Consider the following 16,962-nt stretch of genomic DNA (forward strand, 5'->3'; position numbering starts at 1 on the left):
TTCGAGTAGCCCCAATGTCCGATCGCAGCGTCCGCCTTCAAGCTCTCAAGCAAGCTCTCAAAGAGCGCATCCTGATTCTCGACGGCGGCATGGGCACGATGATCCAGAGCTACAAGCTCGAAGAGCAGGATTATCGCGGCAAACGCTTTGCCGACTGGCCGAGCGACGTCAAGGGCAACAACGATCTGTTGGTGCTGACCCGCCCGGACGTGATCGGCGGCATCGAGAAAGCCTACCTGGACGCCGGCGCCGACATCCTCGAGACCAACACCTTCAACGCCACGCAGATTTCCATGGCCGACTACGGCATGGAAGAACTGGTCTACGAACTCAACGTAGAAGGCGCCCGCCTGGCGCGCAAGGTCGCCGACGCGAAAACCCTCGAGACCCCGGACAAGCCGCGTTTCGTCGCCGGTGTTCTGGGCCCGACCAGCCGCACCTGCTCGCTGTCGCCGGACGTCAACAACCCGGGCTATCGCAACGTTACCTTCGATGAACTGGTGGAAAACTACACCGAGGCCACCAAAGGCCTGATCGAAGGCGGCGCCGACCTGATCCTGATCGAAACCATCTTCGACACTCTCAACGCCAAAGCCGCGATCTTTGCCGTGCAAGGCGTGTTCGAAGAACTGGGCTTCGAGTTGCCGATCATGATTTCCGGCACCATCACCGACGCCTCCGGCCGTACCCTGTCGGGCCAGACCACCGAAGCGTTCTGGAACTCCGTGGCCCACGCCAAACCGATTTCGGTCGGCCTGAACTGCGCCCTCGGTGCCCGCGAACTGCGTCCGTACCTGGAAGAGCTGTCGGACAAGGCCAGCACTCACGTATCCGCTCACCCGAACGCCGGTCTGCCGAACGAATTCGGCGAGTACGACGAACTGCCGGTGGACACCGCCAAGGTCATCGAAGAGTTCGCCCAGAGCGGTTTCCTCAACATCGTCGGCGGTTGCTGCGGCACCACGCCGGGCCACATCGAAGCCATCGCCAAAGCAGTTGCCGGCTATGCGCCGCGGCAGATTCCGGACATTCCCAAGGCTTGCCGTCTGTCGGGCCTGGAGCCGTTCACCATCGATCGCAGCTCGCTGTTCGTCAACGTCGGCGAGCGGACCAACATCACCGGTTCCGCGAAATTCGCCCGCCTGATCCGTGAAGACAACTACACCGAAGCCCTGGAAGTCGCCCTGCAGCAGGTCGAGGCCGGCGCCCAGGTGATCGACATCAACATGGACGAAGGGATGCTCGATTCGAAGAAGGCCATGGTGACCTTCCTCAATCTGATTGCCGGCGAGCCGGACATCTCCCGCGTGCCGATCATGATCGACTCCTCGAAATGGGACGTGATCGAAGCCGGCCTCAAATGCATCCAGGGCAAGGGCATCGTCAACTCGATCAGCATGAAAGAAGGCGTCGAGCAGTTCATCCATCACGCCAAACTGTGCAAGCGCTACGGCGCCGCCGTGGTGGTGATGGCGTTCGACGAAGCCGGCCAGGCCGACACCGAAGCGCGCAAGAAAGAGATCTGCAAACGCTCCTACGACATTCTGGTCAATGAAGTCGGCTTCCCGCCAGAAGACATCATCTTCGACCCGAACATCTTCGCCGTGGCAACCGGCATCGAAGAACACAACAACTACGCTGTGGACTTCATCAACGCCTGTGCCTACATCCGTGACGAGCTGCCGTACGCCCTGAGCTCCGGCGGCGTGTCCAACGTGTCGTTCTCGTTCCGCGGCAACAACCCCGTGCGCGAGGCGATCCACTCGGTGTTCCTGCTGTACGCGATCCGCGCTGGCCTGACCATGGGCATCGTCAACGCCGGTCAGTTGGAGATCTACGACCAGATCCCGCAGGAACTGCGCGACGCCGTTGAAGACGTGATCCTCAACCGCACGCCGGAAGGCACCGACGCCCTCCTCGCCATCGCCGACAAGTACAAGGGCGATGGCAGCGTCAAGGAAGCCGAGACCGAAGAATGGCGCAGCTGGGACGTCAACAAGCGTCTGGAGCACGCGCTGGTCAAGGGCATCACCACCCACATCGTCGAAGACACCGAAGAATCCCGTCAGTCCTTCGCTCGCCCGATCGAAGTGATCGAAGGCCCGCTGATGTCCGGCATGAACATCGTCGGTGACCTGTTCGGCGCCGGCAAAATGTTCCTGCCGCAGGTGGTGAAATCCGCCCGCGTGATGAAACAGGCTGTGGCGCACCTGATTCCGTTCATCGAACTGGAAAAGGGCGACAAGCCGGAAGCCAAGGGCAAGATCCTGATGGCCACGGTGAAGGGCGACGTGCACGACATCGGCAAGAACATCGTCGGCGTGGTACTGGGTTGCAACGGCTATGACATCGTCGACCTGGGCGTGATGGTGCCGGCCGAGAAGATCCTGCAGGTGGCCAGGGAGCAGAAGTGCGACATCATCGGCCTGTCCGGCCTGATCACCCCGTCGCTGGATGAAATGGTCCATGTGGCCCGCGAGATGCAGCGCCAGGACTTCCACCTGCCGCTGATGATCGGCGGCGCGACCACCTCCAAGGCGCACACGGCGGTGAAGATCGAGCCCAAGTACAGCAACGACGCGGTGGTCTACGTGACCGACGCCTCCCGCGCCGTGGGCGTGGCGACGCAGTTGCTGTCCAAGGAACTGAAGGCCGGCTTCGTCCAGAAGACCCGCGAAGAGTACATCGACGTCCGCGAGCGCACCGCCAACCGCAGCGCCCGCACCGAGCGCCTGAGCTACGCCGCCGCGATCGCCAAGAAGCCGCAGTTCGACTGGGCCACTTACACCCCGGTCAAACCGACCTTCACCGGCACCCGCGTGCTGGACAATATCGACCTCAACGTCCTGGCCGAGTACATCGACTGGACGCCGTTTTTCATCTCCTGGGATCTGGCCGGCAAGTTCCCGCGCATCCTCGAAGACGAAGTGGTCGGTGAAGCGGCGACCTCGCTGTACAAGGACGCCCGCGAGATGCTGACCAAGCTGATCGACGAGAAGCTGATCAGCGCCCGTGCGGTATTCGGCTTCTGGCCGGCCAATCAGGTGCACGATGACGATATCGAGTTGTACGGCGATGACGGCAAGCCGATGGCGCGCCTGCATCACCTGCGTCAGCAGATCATCAAGACCGACGGCAAGCCGAACTTCTCCCTGGCCGACTTCGTCGCGCCGAAGGACAGCGAAGTGACCGACTATGTCGGTGGTTTCATCACCACCGCCGGGATCGGTGCCGAAGAAGTGGCCAAGGCTTATCAGGACGCTGGCGACGATTACAACTCGATCATGGTCAAGGCCCTGGCCGACCGTCTGGCCGAGGCCTGCGCCGAGTGGCTGCACCAGCAGGTGCGTAAGGAGCACTGGGGTTACGCCAAGGATGAAGCCCTCGACAACGAGGCGCTGATCAAAGAGCAGTACTCCGGCATCCGCCCTGCTCCCGGCTACCCCGCGTGCCCGGATCACACCGAGAAGGCCACGCTGTTCGCCCTGCTCGACCCTGAGGCCCAGGAAATGCGCGCCGGTCGCAGCGGCGTGTTCCTCACCGAGCACTACGCGATGTTCCCGGCGGCAGCGGTCAGCGGCTGGTATTTCGCCCATCCGCAGGCGCAGTACTTCGCGGTGGGCAAGGTCGACAAGGATCAGGTGCAGAGCTACACCTCGCGCAAAGGCCAGGAACTGAGCCTGACCGAACGCTGGCTGGCGCCGAATCTGGGTTACGACAACTAATCCCGCTTCACGCGACGACACCCTGTGGGAGCCTGTTGGCTCCCACAGTTATTTCTGCGGCCTGAAAACGGTTGGCTATGCTTGTCTGACACACACGGCAGACGGGGGATTTATGGACGATCCAGTCGACAACAAGCCACCGACGTTCTGGCAGATGCTGCATAGCGTCATGGCGGCGGCGTTCGGGGTGCAGAGCGGCAAGAACCGGGCGAGGGACTTCACCCACGGCAAGCCCAGCCATTTCATCTTTTTGGGTATCGCGTTCACGGCGGTGTTCGCTCTGACGCTGTTTGGCATTGTGCAACTGGTGGTGCATCTGGCGGGCGTCTGACGGCCCTAGTGCATCAGGGTCTGCAGATTGAACGGGTAGCGATACGACACCGGGCGCCCTTTCGCCGAGAGCTTGCGAAATTGCACGCCGTAGTCCGGTGAGGCGCCCATTGCAAGGATTCGGCGGGCATGATCCCTGTCGATCAGTTGCAGCAACGGAATCTGCCGATCCCGGCCGCCATACTGATTCAGATCGACGCCTTGCGCGTGATCATGCAGCTCGACCAGTGCCCAGCCACCCAGGGTGAAATGCCCGCCGAGCAACGCGCTCAGGCGCCCGTCGACCACCGCCTGCAATGCTTCGGGCGAGGTGTTGACCGCGCTGAACAGCACGTCCTTGCCCGGCACCTTGCCGGCCTCGGACGCGGCACGCATCACGCCGAAGGCCATTTCATCATTGGCTGCCCATACCAATGAAACGTTGGGATAGCGGACCAGCAACTGCTTCGCCTGCTCGTAAGCCCGCTGCTGGGTCCAGCCGCCATAGACCAGTTGCCGCAAACGCACCTGCGGATTCTCCGCCAGGGCCCGCTGCATGCCCTTTTCGCGCAATTGCGCCGATGGCGTGATCTTGAGGCCGGAAAACGCCAGCAGATCGATGCTTTCACCGGGCGCCACGGGCGGATGCAGGCGGATCAGTTCTTTCATCATCAGATAGCCGCCCTCCTCGTCGTTAGGCACCAGACTGCCGACGCGGTCCGCGCGCTCAGTCACCAACGCCTGCTGATTGGGCGTCAGTGCCGAATTGACGATAAAGAGCTTCACGCCGCTGCCGTTGGCCATGCGCAGAATCTGCGGCGCCACGTACTGTTCGTTGACGAACACCAGATAATCCGGGCGCTCAGGCCCCTGCAGGGCCAATCGCGCCTGCGCCAGGGTCAGTTCCGGCTGGCGCTGGGCGTAGAGGATGCGCAGGTCGATGCCCAGATCCCGGGCGGCAGCCTGCATGAATTGCGAATAGCTGACCCAGAATGCTTCCTGCGTCGAGCCCGGATTCAGGAACAGCACCGACTCCGCACGCGCGCAGGTACCGAAAACCGCGCCGAACAGCAGCAGGCTGAGGTGGAAAAACTTGAACATGAATCATCCGGGCCCAAGGAAAAATGGCCGCGCATTATAGCCATTGATCACCTGGCCTTTGGCGCTTGATCCCGCCTTTTGTCCGACAATCGTCGCAAGCGGGGCCCGGACGAGTCGTTTTACTGATGGCTGACCCAGAATACCGCCGTTCCAACGACCAGAATGATCAGGAACAGAATCGCCCAGGCATCGACGCTGCTATCGCTTTTCCTTGCTTTGGTTGGGTTGCTCATTGCATCGCCTCTTGTCGGTTTTATCGGTGATTGCAGAAAGACTCGACCACAGTTAAGACGATGATTGTCCGCACGACAAATGTGGTTTAGTTGACAGTGATTCTTGTTAGGCGATTTGGTTCTTTACATATACTCAAACATCACTTTTGCGCATAACTGCAAACGGGTATATTGCCCCGGCTCCGTCAGGGAGTGCGCGGCCGTGCGCGCAGAATTGCAGAGGAACCATCGGACTCCAGCAAGCGAAAACGCAGCGTTTTCCGAGTGGCCAAAGCCTGAGAACAGGACTTATATGTACGTATACGACGAGTACGATCAGCGGATCATCGAGGACCGCGTCAAGCAGTTCCGTGATCAGACCCGACGCTATCTGGCAGGTGAGCTGAGCGAAGAAGAATTCCGCCCCCTGCGCCTGCAGAATGGCCTGTACATCCAGCGTTTCGCGCCGATGTTGCGAGTGGCGGTGCCTTACGGCCAACTGACCTCGCGTCAGGTGCGCATGATGGCCAAGATCGCCCGCGACTATGACAAGGGCTACGCCCACATCAGTACGCGGCAGAACGTGCAGTTCAACTGGCCGGCGGTCGAAGACATCCCGGACATCCTCGCCGAACTGGCCACTGTGCAGATGCACGCCATCCAGACCAGCGGCAACTGCCTGCGCAACGTCACTACCGACCAGTTCGCCGGTGTTGCAGCCGACGAGTTGATCGACCCGCGTCCGTGGTGCGAAATCGTTCGTCAGTGGACCACGTTCCACCCGGAATTCGCTTACCTGCCACGCAAGTTCAAGATCGCCGTCAACGGTTCGACCTCCGACCGTGCGGCCATCGAAGTCCACGACATCGGCCTTGAGCCGGTACACAACGCTGCCGGTGAACTCGGTTTCCGTGTGCTTGTCGGCGGTGGTCTGGGTCGTACCCCGGTGGTCGGTGCGTTCATCAACGAGTTCCTGCCATGGCAGGACCTGTTGAGCTACCTCGACGCGATCCTGCGGGTGTACAACCGCTACGGCCGTCGTGACAACAAATACAAGGCGCGGATCAAGATCCTCGTCAAGGCGCTGACGCCGGAAGTCTTCGCTCAGAAAGTCGATGCAGAGATGGAACACCTGCGCGGCGGCCAGACCACGCTGACCGAAGCCGAAGTGCATCGTGTGGCCAAACATTTCGTCGACCCGGACTACAAGGCGCTGGAAAACCAGACCGCCGAACTGGCTGCCCTCGACAAAGAGCATCCGGGCTTCGCCCGCTGGCGCACCCGCAATACCCTGGCACACAAGAAGCCGGGCTATGTGGCCGTGACCCTGTCCCTGAAGCCGACCGGCGTTGCACCGGGTGACATCACCGACAAGCAGCTCGACGCCGTCGCCGACCTGGCCGACCGCTACAGCTTCGGTCAACTTCGCACTTCCCACGAGCAGAACATCATTCTGGCCGACGTCGAGCAGAGCCAGCTGTTCACCCTGTGGGGCGAGCTGCGCGAGCAAGGTTTCGCCACGCCGAACATCGGCCTGCTGACCGACATCATCTGCTGCCCTGGCGGTGATTTCTGCTCGCTGGCCAACGCCAAGTCGATCCCGATCGCCGAATCGATCCAGCGCCGCTTCGACGACCTGGACTACCTGTTCGACATCGGTGAACTGGACCTGAACATCTCCGGCTGCATGAACGCCTGCGGTCACCACCACGTCGGCCACATCGGCATCCTCGGTGTGGACAAGAAAGGTGAAGAGTTCTACCAGGTCTCGCTCGGCGGCAGCGCCAGCCGTGATGCCAGCCTGGGCAAGATCCTCGGCCCTTCCTTCGCCCAGGAAGACATGCCGGACGTGATCTCCAAACTGATCGACGTGTACGTGGAACAGCGCACCGAAGACGAGCGTTTCATCGACACCTACCAGCGTATTGGCATCGACCTCTTCAAGGAACGCGTCTATGCAGCGAATCATTAAGAACAACGAGGTCGTCGACGAAACCTGGCACCTGCTGCCCAAGGATTTCAACATCGACGAAATCAGCAACTGCGACGACCTGATCGTCCCGCTGCAGCTGTGGCGTGAACACGCCCGCATGCTCAAGGCCCGCGATGGCGGTCTGGGTGTGTGGCTGGATGCCGACGAAGAAGCCGAAGAAATCGGTGACGACGTGAACGAGTTCCAGGTGATTGCCCTGAACTTCCCGGCGTTCACCGATGGCCGCAACTACTCCAACGCCCGCCTGCTGCGTGACCGCTACGGTTTCAAAGGTGAACTGCGGGCGATTGGTGATGTGCTGCGCGACCAGTTGTTCTACATGCGCCGTTGCGGTTTCGATGCCTTCGCCCTGCGCGCGGACAAAGACCCGTACGACGCCCTTGAAAGCCTCAAGGACTTTTCGGTGACCTATCAGGCCGCCACTGACGAACCGCTGCCGCTGTTCCGTCGCCGCTGACCGCCTGCCCCGGGCCCTTGTCGAAGGGCCCGGGGCCTCTGTTCAGTCCTGTTTCGTTCCTAATCTGTTGGGCCCCGAGGTGGCCGGCAATGGCAGCACTGGATGGCGTGCCAATGCCGCATTGGTCAGTTGCTTGCGCAACTCCAGGCTTTCATTTCTGAAGTTGTCGTAGATTGTCGTCATTTGCTGTGCGGCGGCTTCGCGAGACAGATTGGCCTGAGACTCCAGCAGGGAAAAAGCCCGCGCACAGCGATCCAGAATCTCGGCAAACACGTCCTGACGACTCGTCCACAAATACTCGGCCCAGAATTCCTGCCGGCTGATCGAGTTTGCCAATTGCGCAGTATTTTCGGCCTTGACCACCTTTTGATAGGCTTCATCGATCTGCTCATCGCTGACCTCGACGTCCAGCCGCACATTCAGCTCAGTCGGTTGCGCAGGCAGCTCCAGCCGCTCTGCCAGTCGCACCCGGTAAATCAGGTTGATATCCAGAGCCTGGCGCAAGGTCAGCGATTCCGTTCTGGCGCGACGCGCCGTTTCCAGGACAACCTGTTTTTCAAGCTCCTGCAATCGAAACAGTCCACGCAACAGACGAATCAGATCACCCTCGAGCGCCTGACTGCCGGTGCGAGCCGCTACCAAAGCCCTGAAGCACAGAACCCTGACCTCCAGATCGCTAAATAACGCAGTGGCATTGGCGGTACTCACACGCCCTTCTCTGGCCATCCGAAACAGCACACGACGCAGCCTGTCGTTTTCACAGGCGGCCTCCAGCACGTTCCATACCCGCTGCCCAAGCTGGGTGCGGGTGTGGAAATAATCGGCCGTCCCGCGCAATTGCATGAGCATCTCGAAAAAGGCCCGGGAATCGGGATCAGCCGACAGCGATAACAGGACCTCCTGCGCCCGCGCAATCTGCGTCCTCGGCAACCCGCTGACCCACCCGGCACCCTGCATATCGACAGCCGGTCGTACCGTAGCGAGGTAGTCAGGGGTGATCACACCCAGGCTGATACCTTGCACTCGCTGATAATCGGCAAGGGCCTGAAGGCTGGCCACGGACAGCGGGTTGCCGTCGATATGGGTGCCTCGATTGAGCACGGCGCGCGCCTTGAACACAGAATCCGGAACCTCGGAGATTTTGTTGTTGCGCAGATCCAGGGTTTCCAGGTGCGTGAGCGTGTCGATGTCCGCCGGCCACTGGGTGATTCCCGTATGGTGCAGATCCAGGTGGCGCAAATTGCGCATCCCTGCCAACGCGGGCACTTGGCCCAAGTCTGGATTCAGACTCAGGTTCAACGAGTGCAGGTGTGTTTTGCTACCCAGCTCCTGCGCTGCTCGTTCGCTCAGGCGAATTTCGTTGTTACTCAGATCCAGTTCTGTGAGTCCCGACATGTCCGCAACGACCTGAGGGATGCGGGTCAGTTCGTTTCCTGAAAGGTTCAGCGCTCGCAGCCGGGTAAAGTTGCGCAGAAATGCATTCAGTCCTGAACTCGCCCCCACACCACTCATCTGCAACGCCGTCACATGGGTGAAATCACCGACGACCACCGGCAGATTTCCCAGCGGGACCGCATCGAAAACAAGGTTGTACAGGTTCTCACCGGAAGGTGCGGGCGTCTGGTCTTCCTTGCGCCACGCACGCAGGATCGCCTGCGCCGCGCGCCTCTTGGTATGGAAAGGAACCCTCAGCCTCATGCCATCGCCGTCGTGATACCACGTTTCGCGATGAACCCACCGCTCAAGCGTGTCGAGGATTGTCCGGTATTCCTGACGCATGTCCTCAAGCTTTCGAATGGCCAGCACTTCGTCAGTCCCAAGCGTCGACACAAAGCGCTCAATCTGCGCCATTGAATGCGCGGGATACAGCCGTCGGGCACGGCGTATCAACACGGACGATCGATGCGGCATCGGGTGAGTGGGCGACCCCGCCTGCACAACCGATTGTTCGACTTTCCGATCCGCCAGCCCCATGGGAGACCGATAGTCGGCATGCGGAGCTTCCATTCCCAGCACCTTCGCGTAGGCCACACGTCGCCGCAGTGCCAGCGCGGTTATTTTTTCTCTCAGGCCCGTGCCATCCAGATCCGCATCGACGCCAATGGCTTTACGGCTGTGTGACGGAAGGCTTTGCCACAATGCCTGGAAAAAATTCGTCCGGGTACGCCCCGGCTGCCTGGAAACGACGGCATGGCTCGAATCCAGGCCCTGATAGCGTTCAGGGTAAGCCTCGAGCAACGCCTGATGTTCAGCGCCGTCAGCACCGATCGTGGCTCGTTGATCGGCAAATACACCCCAATCCAGTATTTCGATAAACACATCACCAGGCCAACCTGGCAAGTGCGTCAAGGTGTCGAGTATCAACATATCCGCATCGCGCCCGCTGGCGGCGTCCAGATACAACGCCTCATAGGCGCGGTTCAGACGCAGGACCTGCTGATATCGCCGTGCTTCTTCTGCCAGACGCAGCGGAACGGTACCTGCGTCAAGCTGCGCCCATTCATGCGCATCGGCATGATGCGCCAACTCGTCGGCGACGCTGGCCGACAGCCCCGGAAAGGCCTTGACGATCGGCTCGCTCCTGGAAAGTTCGCAGACGTCCGCGCGCCGAAACAGTCGATCCATCATTGCCATGCGCATGCGGGGCGCCAGCCCGGCAATGTGCATCCCGAGCAGCGCGCTCTGATTGTTGGGCTCTACGGTGGCAGAACCCAGCAGATGCAAACGCTCACTGTCACTGAGCGCTGCCAGCAACGGCGGATAAAACCGGCCGTCGCGCATCAGATCTTCATTGATTTTTACCTCGCGGGTGCCTTGGGTCCCACCGTATCGGGCCACTTCGTTGGCCATGATATCCGTCACGCTGATTGCCAGATCCCGCGGCCAGCGGCCCGTTGCTGTCAGCAAGTACAGCTGCAGTTCGGCATCGGCCAGCGGCGCGGAGGCAGCAACGGCCATCTGGTCCATGAACCGGGTGACACCGATATCCGCACGAAAGCGCCTGACCGAATCAGTCAGGATCGCCATGGGCTTGCCACGCTCGACAAACAGCCGGCGCATGGCGGCTTCGTCGATCCCGGTTGCGGCGATGATTTGTTCGGCACGAGTGTCCGAAATCTGTTCTTCACGAAAGCCCAGCCGACGGAACAGCGTCAGCGCATTCCACTCGTGAGGCAGCTCCGAGTCATGCCGCCAGGCGCCCGCACCACTGGACTCAAGCAATGGCGAATAACGTTTGGGCAATGTGGGGTTATGCACCTCCCACAGACTGGTGCCGCTCAACGGACGCACCGCGTAAGCATCGGGCCCCAAGGGCAGATAACCGTCCTTGCCGCGCCAGACCAGACCTTGTGCATCGGTCGACATACTGCTCGGCATCGACTCCTGCTGGCGGTAAGCGCTCATGTCTGGATTCCACAACCGATGCGACAGGTTGTCAGCCACCGGCACATGCTCAAGGCCCCTGATGAAATTCGACGAGCGCACGGTTTTAAAGGCTTTTCCCACCGCTACGCCGCCGGTGGCGAACCCCGCCATCAGGATCAGGTTTTCAAGCGTGTCAAACAGGCAGTCGGCGGCATGTTCCTGATCGCCGTGGGCCCAACTGTCAATGCCTTCATATATTTCGTTGAGCAACTGCAAGCCGGCCACGGCACACAGGACTTGACCCAGGACCGGGACAAATGAAAGGAAGAACAGCGCGGTGTTCAGCCCGATGGTCTTATAAGTGTCCAGCCTCGCCAGTCGGGTTTTCTCGTCTTCGTCGTCGGTCGGCACCACCAGCAGACGGGCGTCGGCGCAAACCTGCGCGGCACGGTGCTGGAAGATCGCCAGAAACAGATCCTGTTTTGCATCACCTTCAAGATCGATACCTGTCAGGGGCAGAAACGTCGTGGAGATCGGGAATTGATTCGGCTGGACTTTCAACAACCTTACATCCAGTCCTTTAAGGAACGCCGGACGATCCTTCATCGTAATGAAGCGCGAAAAAAAACGGTGGAACCGGGCGTCACGCAGACGCCCGCTCAATTCGAGTTCGAACCTCTGAAACGACGGGTATTCTTTCAACGGGTGATCCGGATCACCTGGTATATAGATCACACAGCGGTAATCGCTGTCGGCATGCTCGCTGACCGGGCCGATGAACATCGGGCCCCTGAGCGTCACGCCGAGCATTTCAAGGCTTTGAAATCCAAGTGTGTTGTTGCCCAGTTTGATCGACGGTTCCTGGTTCTTTACCGAATTCAGCATCTGATAGACATCGGGGCTGATGTAGCCGCGCATCAAAGCAATGTGCCGATCAACATCAAACTGGTCTTTCGAGTACGTTACCGAAGTAGCCTGCAGACTTGCGACTTGACTACCGCCACCAAAAAAAGTCTTCACATGTTTTTGATATTGCTCGCCAAGATCCAGAAAACGGCACAGTCTGGCGAATTCGTTGGGCCGCATCGACAACACACGACTGGATCGCCCGGTTATCTGTTCCGGAATATAAAGCAAGGAATGTTCGTGATAGTTGCTGGCCAGCGTTTCCGATAATTCGAAATTTTCGCAGGCAGCCATCAGTAAATCGCGTTTGATGGGTAATACCAGTTTCTTGCGCAGGCCCAAAAGGCTGGAGGTGGAACGCACATGCTGAAAAATCGCTCCCTCGACCTCGAAAGGTTCACCCAGTTTCTCACTCATCGCCTTGGCTAACAGCGGCGTACAGAAGCTCTGTGGAGATTTAAGTGCGCGCAGTTGCTCCAGCGCAGCATGTCGCGACTTAAAACTTTTTTTCAAACTTTCGTAGAGGTCATTGCGAACCGTCTCCGCAGACGTCAGCAACCAGGAAGGAATCTGTTTTTTATACAACTCAAAAAAGACACCTTGTTGATCAGGCGTCATGGCAGGCAAACTTGATTTACTATTTTCAACGTCCATGTTTAACAACTTTATTCTGAAGTGGACATTCAGAATAAAGTCGAAAAACCCTTGGATACAGCGCGCTTATTTGATGAGTTCGTCACTGAAAACAGCAACATTATCAAACTTTAAAATATCTATATACCGCACTGTCTTGCGTTGAAAATGCATCGCGCTCGCGGGGCGAAGACCTCGCGAGCGTGCGCAATTGTTACCAGAAACGCTGCTGGGTCAAGCGGCTCCACCAGCTCAGCAACACGCGATCCACCGAGCCGCTGGCCGCCATGCCGATACGCTCCTGCAGGCTTTTGCGTTCGGCGTAGTGCAGGTGATAAACCTCGGACTGCTTGGCGCGCTCGGCCAGGTATTCGTCGCTGGTCTTGAGTTCGTCGACCAGTTGCTTATCCAGTGCCGCGATGCCGAGCCAGACTTCACCGGTGGCGACCTCGTCGATCGCCAGCTGCGGGCGATAACGAGCGACGAAGTTCTTGAACAGCTGATGGGTAATGTCCAGGTCTTCCTGGAATTTCTCCCGGCCTTTCTCGGTGTTTTCGCCGAATACAGTGAGGGTGCGTTTGTACTCGCCGGCGGTCAGCACTTCGAAATCGATGTCATGCTTTTTCAGCAGGCGGTTGACGTTGGGCAACTGAGCCACCACGCCAATGGAACCGAGGATGGCAAACGGAGCGCTGATGATCTTCTCGCCGATGCACGCCATCATGTAGCCGCCGCTGGCCGCGACCTTGTCGATGCACACGGTCAACGGCACGCCGGCTTCACGGACGCGCGCCAGTTGCGACGAGGCCAGACCGTAGCTGTGCACCATGCCGCCGCCGCTTTCCAGGCGCAGGACCACTTCGTCCTTCGGTGTGGCCAGGGTCAGCAGCGCGGTGATCTCGTGGCGCAGACTTTCAGTGGCCGAGGCCTTGATGTCGCCGTCGAAGTCGAGCACGAACACCCGAGGTTTGGCTTCGGGTTTCTTTTTCTGTTTCTTCTCGGACTTGGCCTGGCCCTTGCGCAAGGCCTTGAGCTGATCCTTGTCGAGCAGGGTCTGCTCCAGACGCTCACGCAGGCCTTTATAGAAATCGTTGAGCTTGCTGACCTGCAACTGGCCGGCCGATTTGCGCCGGCCCTTGCTGCGCAATGCAGCAAAACTTGCCAGCACCACCAGAATGGCGATGACCAGCGTCACGGTCTTGGCCAGGAAACTGGCGTATTCAGTCAAAAACTCCACAGAGACTCCTTCAAACGATGCGCGGTCATGAAACACACGCGGGAATTGGCTCCAGCATACCCATGCACCGGCCCGTCGGCCAGCCGTGAAACCTCTGGAAACAAGGCTGGAACGGGCATTTCAAACAAGCGTATGTTTTTTCATTGACAGCTCACCGTCATCCCCATAACCTCGCCACAACCTTCAACGTACCGGGATGACGCGGACGTGGGCAGCATCTACTTGATTCGACATGGCCAGGCCTCCTTCGGTGCAGACGACTATGACGTCCTGTCGCCGACCGGTGTACGCCAGGCAGAAATCCTCGGCCGCCACCTCGCCGAACTCGGAATCAGCTTCGACCGCTGCCTGTCGGGCGATCTGCGCCGTCAGCAACACACGGCCAACAGCGCGCTGGAACAGTTCGCCGCCGTCGGCCTGCCGGTTCCGGTTCTGGAGATCGACTCGGCCTTCAACGAATTCGATGCCGACGCCGTGATCCGCGCCCTGCTCCCGGCCATGCTGCCGGAAGAGCCCGAAGCGCTGGAGATTCTGCGCAACGCCGCACAAAACCGTGGCGAGTTCCAGCGCATCTTCGCCTTGATCATCGAACGCTGGCTCGCCGGCACCTACGACACACCTGGCCTGGAAAGCTGGCTGGCTTTCGTCGAGCGGGTACAGGCCGGGCTGCAGCGGATTCTCGAACAGGCCGACAACACCCAGAAAATCGCGGTGTTCACCTCCGGTGGCACGATCACCGCCCTGCTCCACCTCATCACTCAAATGCCCGCCCGGCAGGCCTTTGAACTGAACTGGCAAATCGTCAACACCTCGCTCAACCAGCTGAAGTTCCGCGGTCGCGAGGTGGCTCTGGCTTCCTTCAACAGTCATGCGCATCTGCAACTGCTGAAGGCCCCGGAACTCATCACCTTTCGCTGAGTCCGGATTACTGTGACCCTGCTGCAATCAACCAAAAAGGATCGAACCATGACCTCCGTAGCTGATGCCGTAAAAGCAATGCAAGCCAAGTTCAACCCAGCCGCCGCTGCCGGTCTGGATCTGGTCTTCGGTTTCAACATCACTGACGAAGACAAGCAATACGCCCTGATCGTCAAAGACGGCACCTGCGACATCCAGGAAGGCGAAAACCCGGACGCCAACTGCACGCTGGTGCTGGACAGCGAAACCCTCAAAGGTATCGTCAGCGGCGAAACCGACGGCATGCAGGCTTTCATGGGCGGCAAGCTGCGCGTTGAAGGCGACATGATGCTGTCGATGAAACTGTCCGAGCTGTTTCCGGCGTAAGATCGCGGCTCCGATATTGCGGAGCCTGTCTGATAAAAAAATCCCGTACTTGTAACGGGATTTTTTTATGGTTTGAAAAAATCGGGTCGGTCAGTGCCGAGAACGTTCAGCCTCGTCCATCGCTCTGAATTCCTGTAGGTATTCAGCATCTGCTTCCTGGTCAACCGAAACCTTTCGCGCACTGTTGTTGTCGATCAGATCACCTGTCTGCGCATCCCTGCTGAAAGTGATCACAAAACGTTGCCCATCCAATTCAAGATAAAGGTTGTATAGATCAACTGGCTTGTCAGGCTGATCGAACTTGCTGACCCAATATCTGACACGTTGAGTCAATTGTGGCGGATGGTTGATCAGCGAGTCCGTATTGATTTCGGGAAAGTCATACTCGAGCGCAACCCCTGCAATCGCCACCAGATCCTCATTCATCTCTCGTGTTACAGGCAGTGGTTTGTTGCGCAGCATCGTGTCGACGCTGATTTCTGCTGGCGTCCCTGTCGTGCGCCGGCGGTACATTCCGCTTTCGAACCAGCGAGATGCATCGAAACGATTGTCTTCAGGGCTCCAGAGTCCGTAATTCATCATCACTTTTGAGGACATGTCGTCTTCCTTGCCAACCAGAAAATAGCCAATGCCTGCCACCACAAGAATCAGGGCGGTTACGGCGAAACACTTCGATAGTCGTGTTGTGGTCGTCATTTGACGGGTTTGTATTCGCATAGCTTTTTTGGAACGCCATCCGGCGTATTACCGGATCGAACGGGGTGGACAGCGCCTTCGGCATCCAGAGGATAACCAAGGGTGCTGTTGTACTGATCTCGTCCCTGAGCCTGTTTGAGCAATGCAGCATCTCTCTCCGACAAGGTTTTTTTCGGAGCAACGGGAGCGGTTTCGTGCGGTAACTGCGCTTCGGGATTTTTTTGCGCCGTTCGATGAGCAGCCAGGCGTCGCTGATAGTCACTCAGTTGTTTGCGATAAGCACGGCTCGCCGCCTTGTCGGCTTCCTGGCGGGCAGGTGCTTTCTCGACAGCCTGACGATCCTCGTCGGTTCCATAGGTCTGGTCATACAGACTGCGTCGCGGAAATGCCCACACAACGGCACCGGTCGCATTCGCCATAATCTGCGCCAGACTGCGTTCGTAGTGGGGATCCTCGTTTTCTCTCACCGTCAAATCAGCATCGATTCCCAGCCCGGTACGACAGGCGTAGGAATAGATCCTGGCTCCATAAGCGAAAGCATCGGGTGTAAACATTCGGGCCTGGGCGTCGCGCAAGCGGTAACTTTCACGCTTGTCGAGTTCATAACCAAACTCGATAGCACCCACCACGCCGTGTGAGAAGAAATCCATCTGCTTGATTTCACGCCCCCTGCGCTTGCGCGAAACCACAAAATCGACCAGTTGCGAGATATTGTCGTATTCGCGGTACTCGGCCTTATAGCGTTCCGTCACGATCTTTTTGACTTCGGCGAGAAGTTTCGGATCGTATTCATCCTTGAAGATGAGAAATGCTCTTTGCACGGAATAATTCGGTGTGGGCTCAGGATAGTTTTTTATTTGCCGTATACCCTGATTGATGAAGTTCATCATGTTGCCGCGCTGACCACGGATATTGGCCATGAAACTGATGTAGGAAGCCCCCACCACCGTCACATAATCCTGGGCGAGCGTACCTTTGACCTGAGTCGTCCCATGCTGGTCAGTGGTCTGGGCCTGTTTCTTTTTCGGTGCTGCCACGCGTCA

The 16,962-nt window shown here is 58.8% G+C and carries 11 protein-coding genes; 6 read left to right on the top strand and 5 right to left on the bottom strand.

All coding sequences use genetic code 11. The features are described 5' to 3' along the window. The first annotated feature begins 14 nt into the window (after nt 1–14). Together metH and ACKUG4_RS17940 are read left to right on the top strand one after the other, a co-directional pair. On the top strand, nt 15–3,725 hold the full coding sequence (gene metH / locus ACKUG4_RS17935) for a methionine synthase (RefSeq protein WP_039768830.1): 3,711 nt from the start codon (nt 15–17) through the stop codon (nt 3,723–3,725). A 112-nt stretch (nt 3,726–3,837) separates the two neighbouring features. Next, on the top strand, nt 3,838–4,056 hold the full coding sequence (locus ACKUG4_RS17940; protein WP_007959515.1) for a DUF2970 domain-containing protein: 219 nt from the start codon (nt 3,838–3,840) through the stop codon (nt 4,054–4,056). 5 nt (nt 4,057–4,061) lie between these two features. Here ACKUG4_RS17940 and ACKUG4_RS17945 read toward each other — a convergent pair whose 3' ends face one another. Further along, on the bottom strand, nt 4,062–5,135 hold the full coding sequence (locus ACKUG4_RS17945; RefSeq protein WP_445434522.1) for an ABC transporter substrate-binding protein: 1,074 nt from the start codon (nt 5,133–5,135) through the stop codon (nt 4,062–4,064). 525 nt (nt 5,136–5,660) lie between these two features. Between ACKUG4_RS17945 and ACKUG4_RS17950 the strand changes: the two genes are divergently transcribed. Both ACKUG4_RS17950 and ACKUG4_RS17955 read left to right on the top strand, forming a co-directional pair. Beyond that, on the top strand, nt 5,661–7,319 hold the full coding sequence (locus tag ACKUG4_RS17950) for a nitrite/sulfite reductase (RefSeq protein WP_064597038.1): 1,659 nt from the start codon (nt 5,661–5,663) through the stop codon (nt 7,317–7,319). Continuing rightward, a complete protein-coding gene (locus tag ACKUG4_RS17955; RefSeq protein ID WP_007959510.1) occupies nt 7,303–7,797 on the top strand; it encodes a DUF934 domain-containing protein in 495 nt (164 codons plus the stop codon). Before ACKUG4_RS17950 ends, ACKUG4_RS17955 begins: the two co-directional genes overlap by 17 nt. A 42-nt stretch (nt 7,798–7,839) precedes the next feature. Here ACKUG4_RS17955 and ACKUG4_RS17960 read toward each other — a convergent pair whose 3' ends face one another. Together ACKUG4_RS17960 and sohB are read right to left on the bottom strand one after the other, a co-directional pair. Beyond that, nucleotides 7,840–12,723 (bottom strand): dermonecrotic toxin domain-containing protein, encoded by a 4,884-nt coding sequence (locus ACKUG4_RS17960; protein WP_445434523.1) that lies wholly within the window; start codon nt 12,721–12,723, stop codon nt 7,840–7,842. 193 nt (nt 12,724–12,916) lie between these two features. Then, entirely contained in the window at nt 12,917–13,939 is a 1,023-nt protein-coding gene (gene sohB / locus ACKUG4_RS17965; RefSeq protein WP_039768836.1) for a protease SohB, read from the bottom strand. 207 nt (nt 13,940–14,146) lie between these two features. Between sohB and ACKUG4_RS17970 the strand changes: the two genes are divergently transcribed. Continuing rightward, nucleotides 14,147–14,857 (top strand): histidine phosphatase family protein, encoded by a 711-nt coding sequence (locus ACKUG4_RS17970; protein ID WP_085695919.1) that lies wholly within the window; start codon nt 14,147–14,149, stop codon nt 14,855–14,857. A gap of 48 nt (nt 14,858–14,905) precedes the next feature. Next, nucleotides 14,906–15,223, top strand: coding sequence for an SCP2 sterol-binding domain-containing protein (locus ACKUG4_RS17975; RefSeq protein ID WP_007959502.1), 318 nt, complete (start codon nt 14,906–14,908; stop codon nt 15,221–15,223). A 90-nt stretch (nt 15,224–15,313) separates the two neighbouring features. Here the strand turns inward: ACKUG4_RS17975 and ACKUG4_RS17980 are convergent, their stop codons facing one another. After that, nucleotides 15,314–15,919 carry a hypothetical protein gene (locus ACKUG4_RS17980; RefSeq protein ID WP_445434524.1) on the bottom strand — a complete coding sequence of 202 codons (606 nt, stop codon included), beginning with the start codon at nt 15,917–15,919 and terminating at the stop codon, nt 15,314–15,316. Next, nucleotides 15,916–16,956, bottom strand: coding sequence for a hypothetical protein (locus ACKUG4_RS17985; RefSeq protein ID WP_085646805.1), 1,041 nt, complete (start codon nt 16,954–16,956; stop codon nt 15,916–15,918). Before ACKUG4_RS17985 ends, ACKUG4_RS17980 begins: the two co-directional genes overlap by 4 nt. Nucleotides 16,957–16,962: the final 6 nt, after the last annotated feature.

Origin of the sequence: Candidatus Pseudomonas auctus (assembly GCF_048654275.1) — a bacterium.
Lineage (GTDB): Bacteria > Pseudomonadota > Gammaproteobacteria > Pseudomonadales > Pseudomonadaceae > Aquipseudomonas > Aquipseudomonas pharyngis.

Bases quoted from the DNA above. Each gene is read 5' to 3' on its own strand.
- ACKUG4_RS17940 (WP_007959515.1), top strand. From the start codon at position 3,838: ATGGACGATCCAGTCGACAACAAGCCACCGACGTTCTGGCAGATGCTG.
- ACKUG4_RS17955 (WP_007959510.1), top strand. From the start codon at position 7,303: ATGCAGCGAATCATTAAGAACAACGAGGTCGTCGACGAAACCTGGCAC.
- ACKUG4_RS17950 (WP_064597038.1), top strand. From the start codon at position 5,661: ATGTACGTATACGACGAGTACGATCAGCGGATCATCGAGGACCGCGTC.
- ACKUG4_RS17960 (WP_445434523.1), bottom strand. From the start codon at position 12,723: ATGGACGTTGAAAATAGTAAATCAAGTTTGCCTGCCATGACGCCTGAT.
- metH (WP_039768830.1), top strand. From the start codon at position 15: ATGTCCGATCGCAGCGTCCGCCTTCAAGCTCTCAAGCAAGCTCTCAAA.
- ACKUG4_RS17945 (WP_445434522.1), bottom strand. From the start codon at position 5,135: ATGTTCAAGTTTTTCCACCTCAGCCTGCTGCTGTTCGGCGCGGTTTTC.
- ACKUG4_RS17975 (WP_007959502.1), top strand. From the start codon at position 14,906: ATGACCTCCGTAGCTGATGCCGTAAAAGCAATGCAAGCCAAGTTCAAC.
- ACKUG4_RS17980 (WP_445434524.1), bottom strand. From the start codon at position 15,919: ATGACGACCACAACACGACTATCGAAGTGTTTCGCCGTAACCGCCCTG.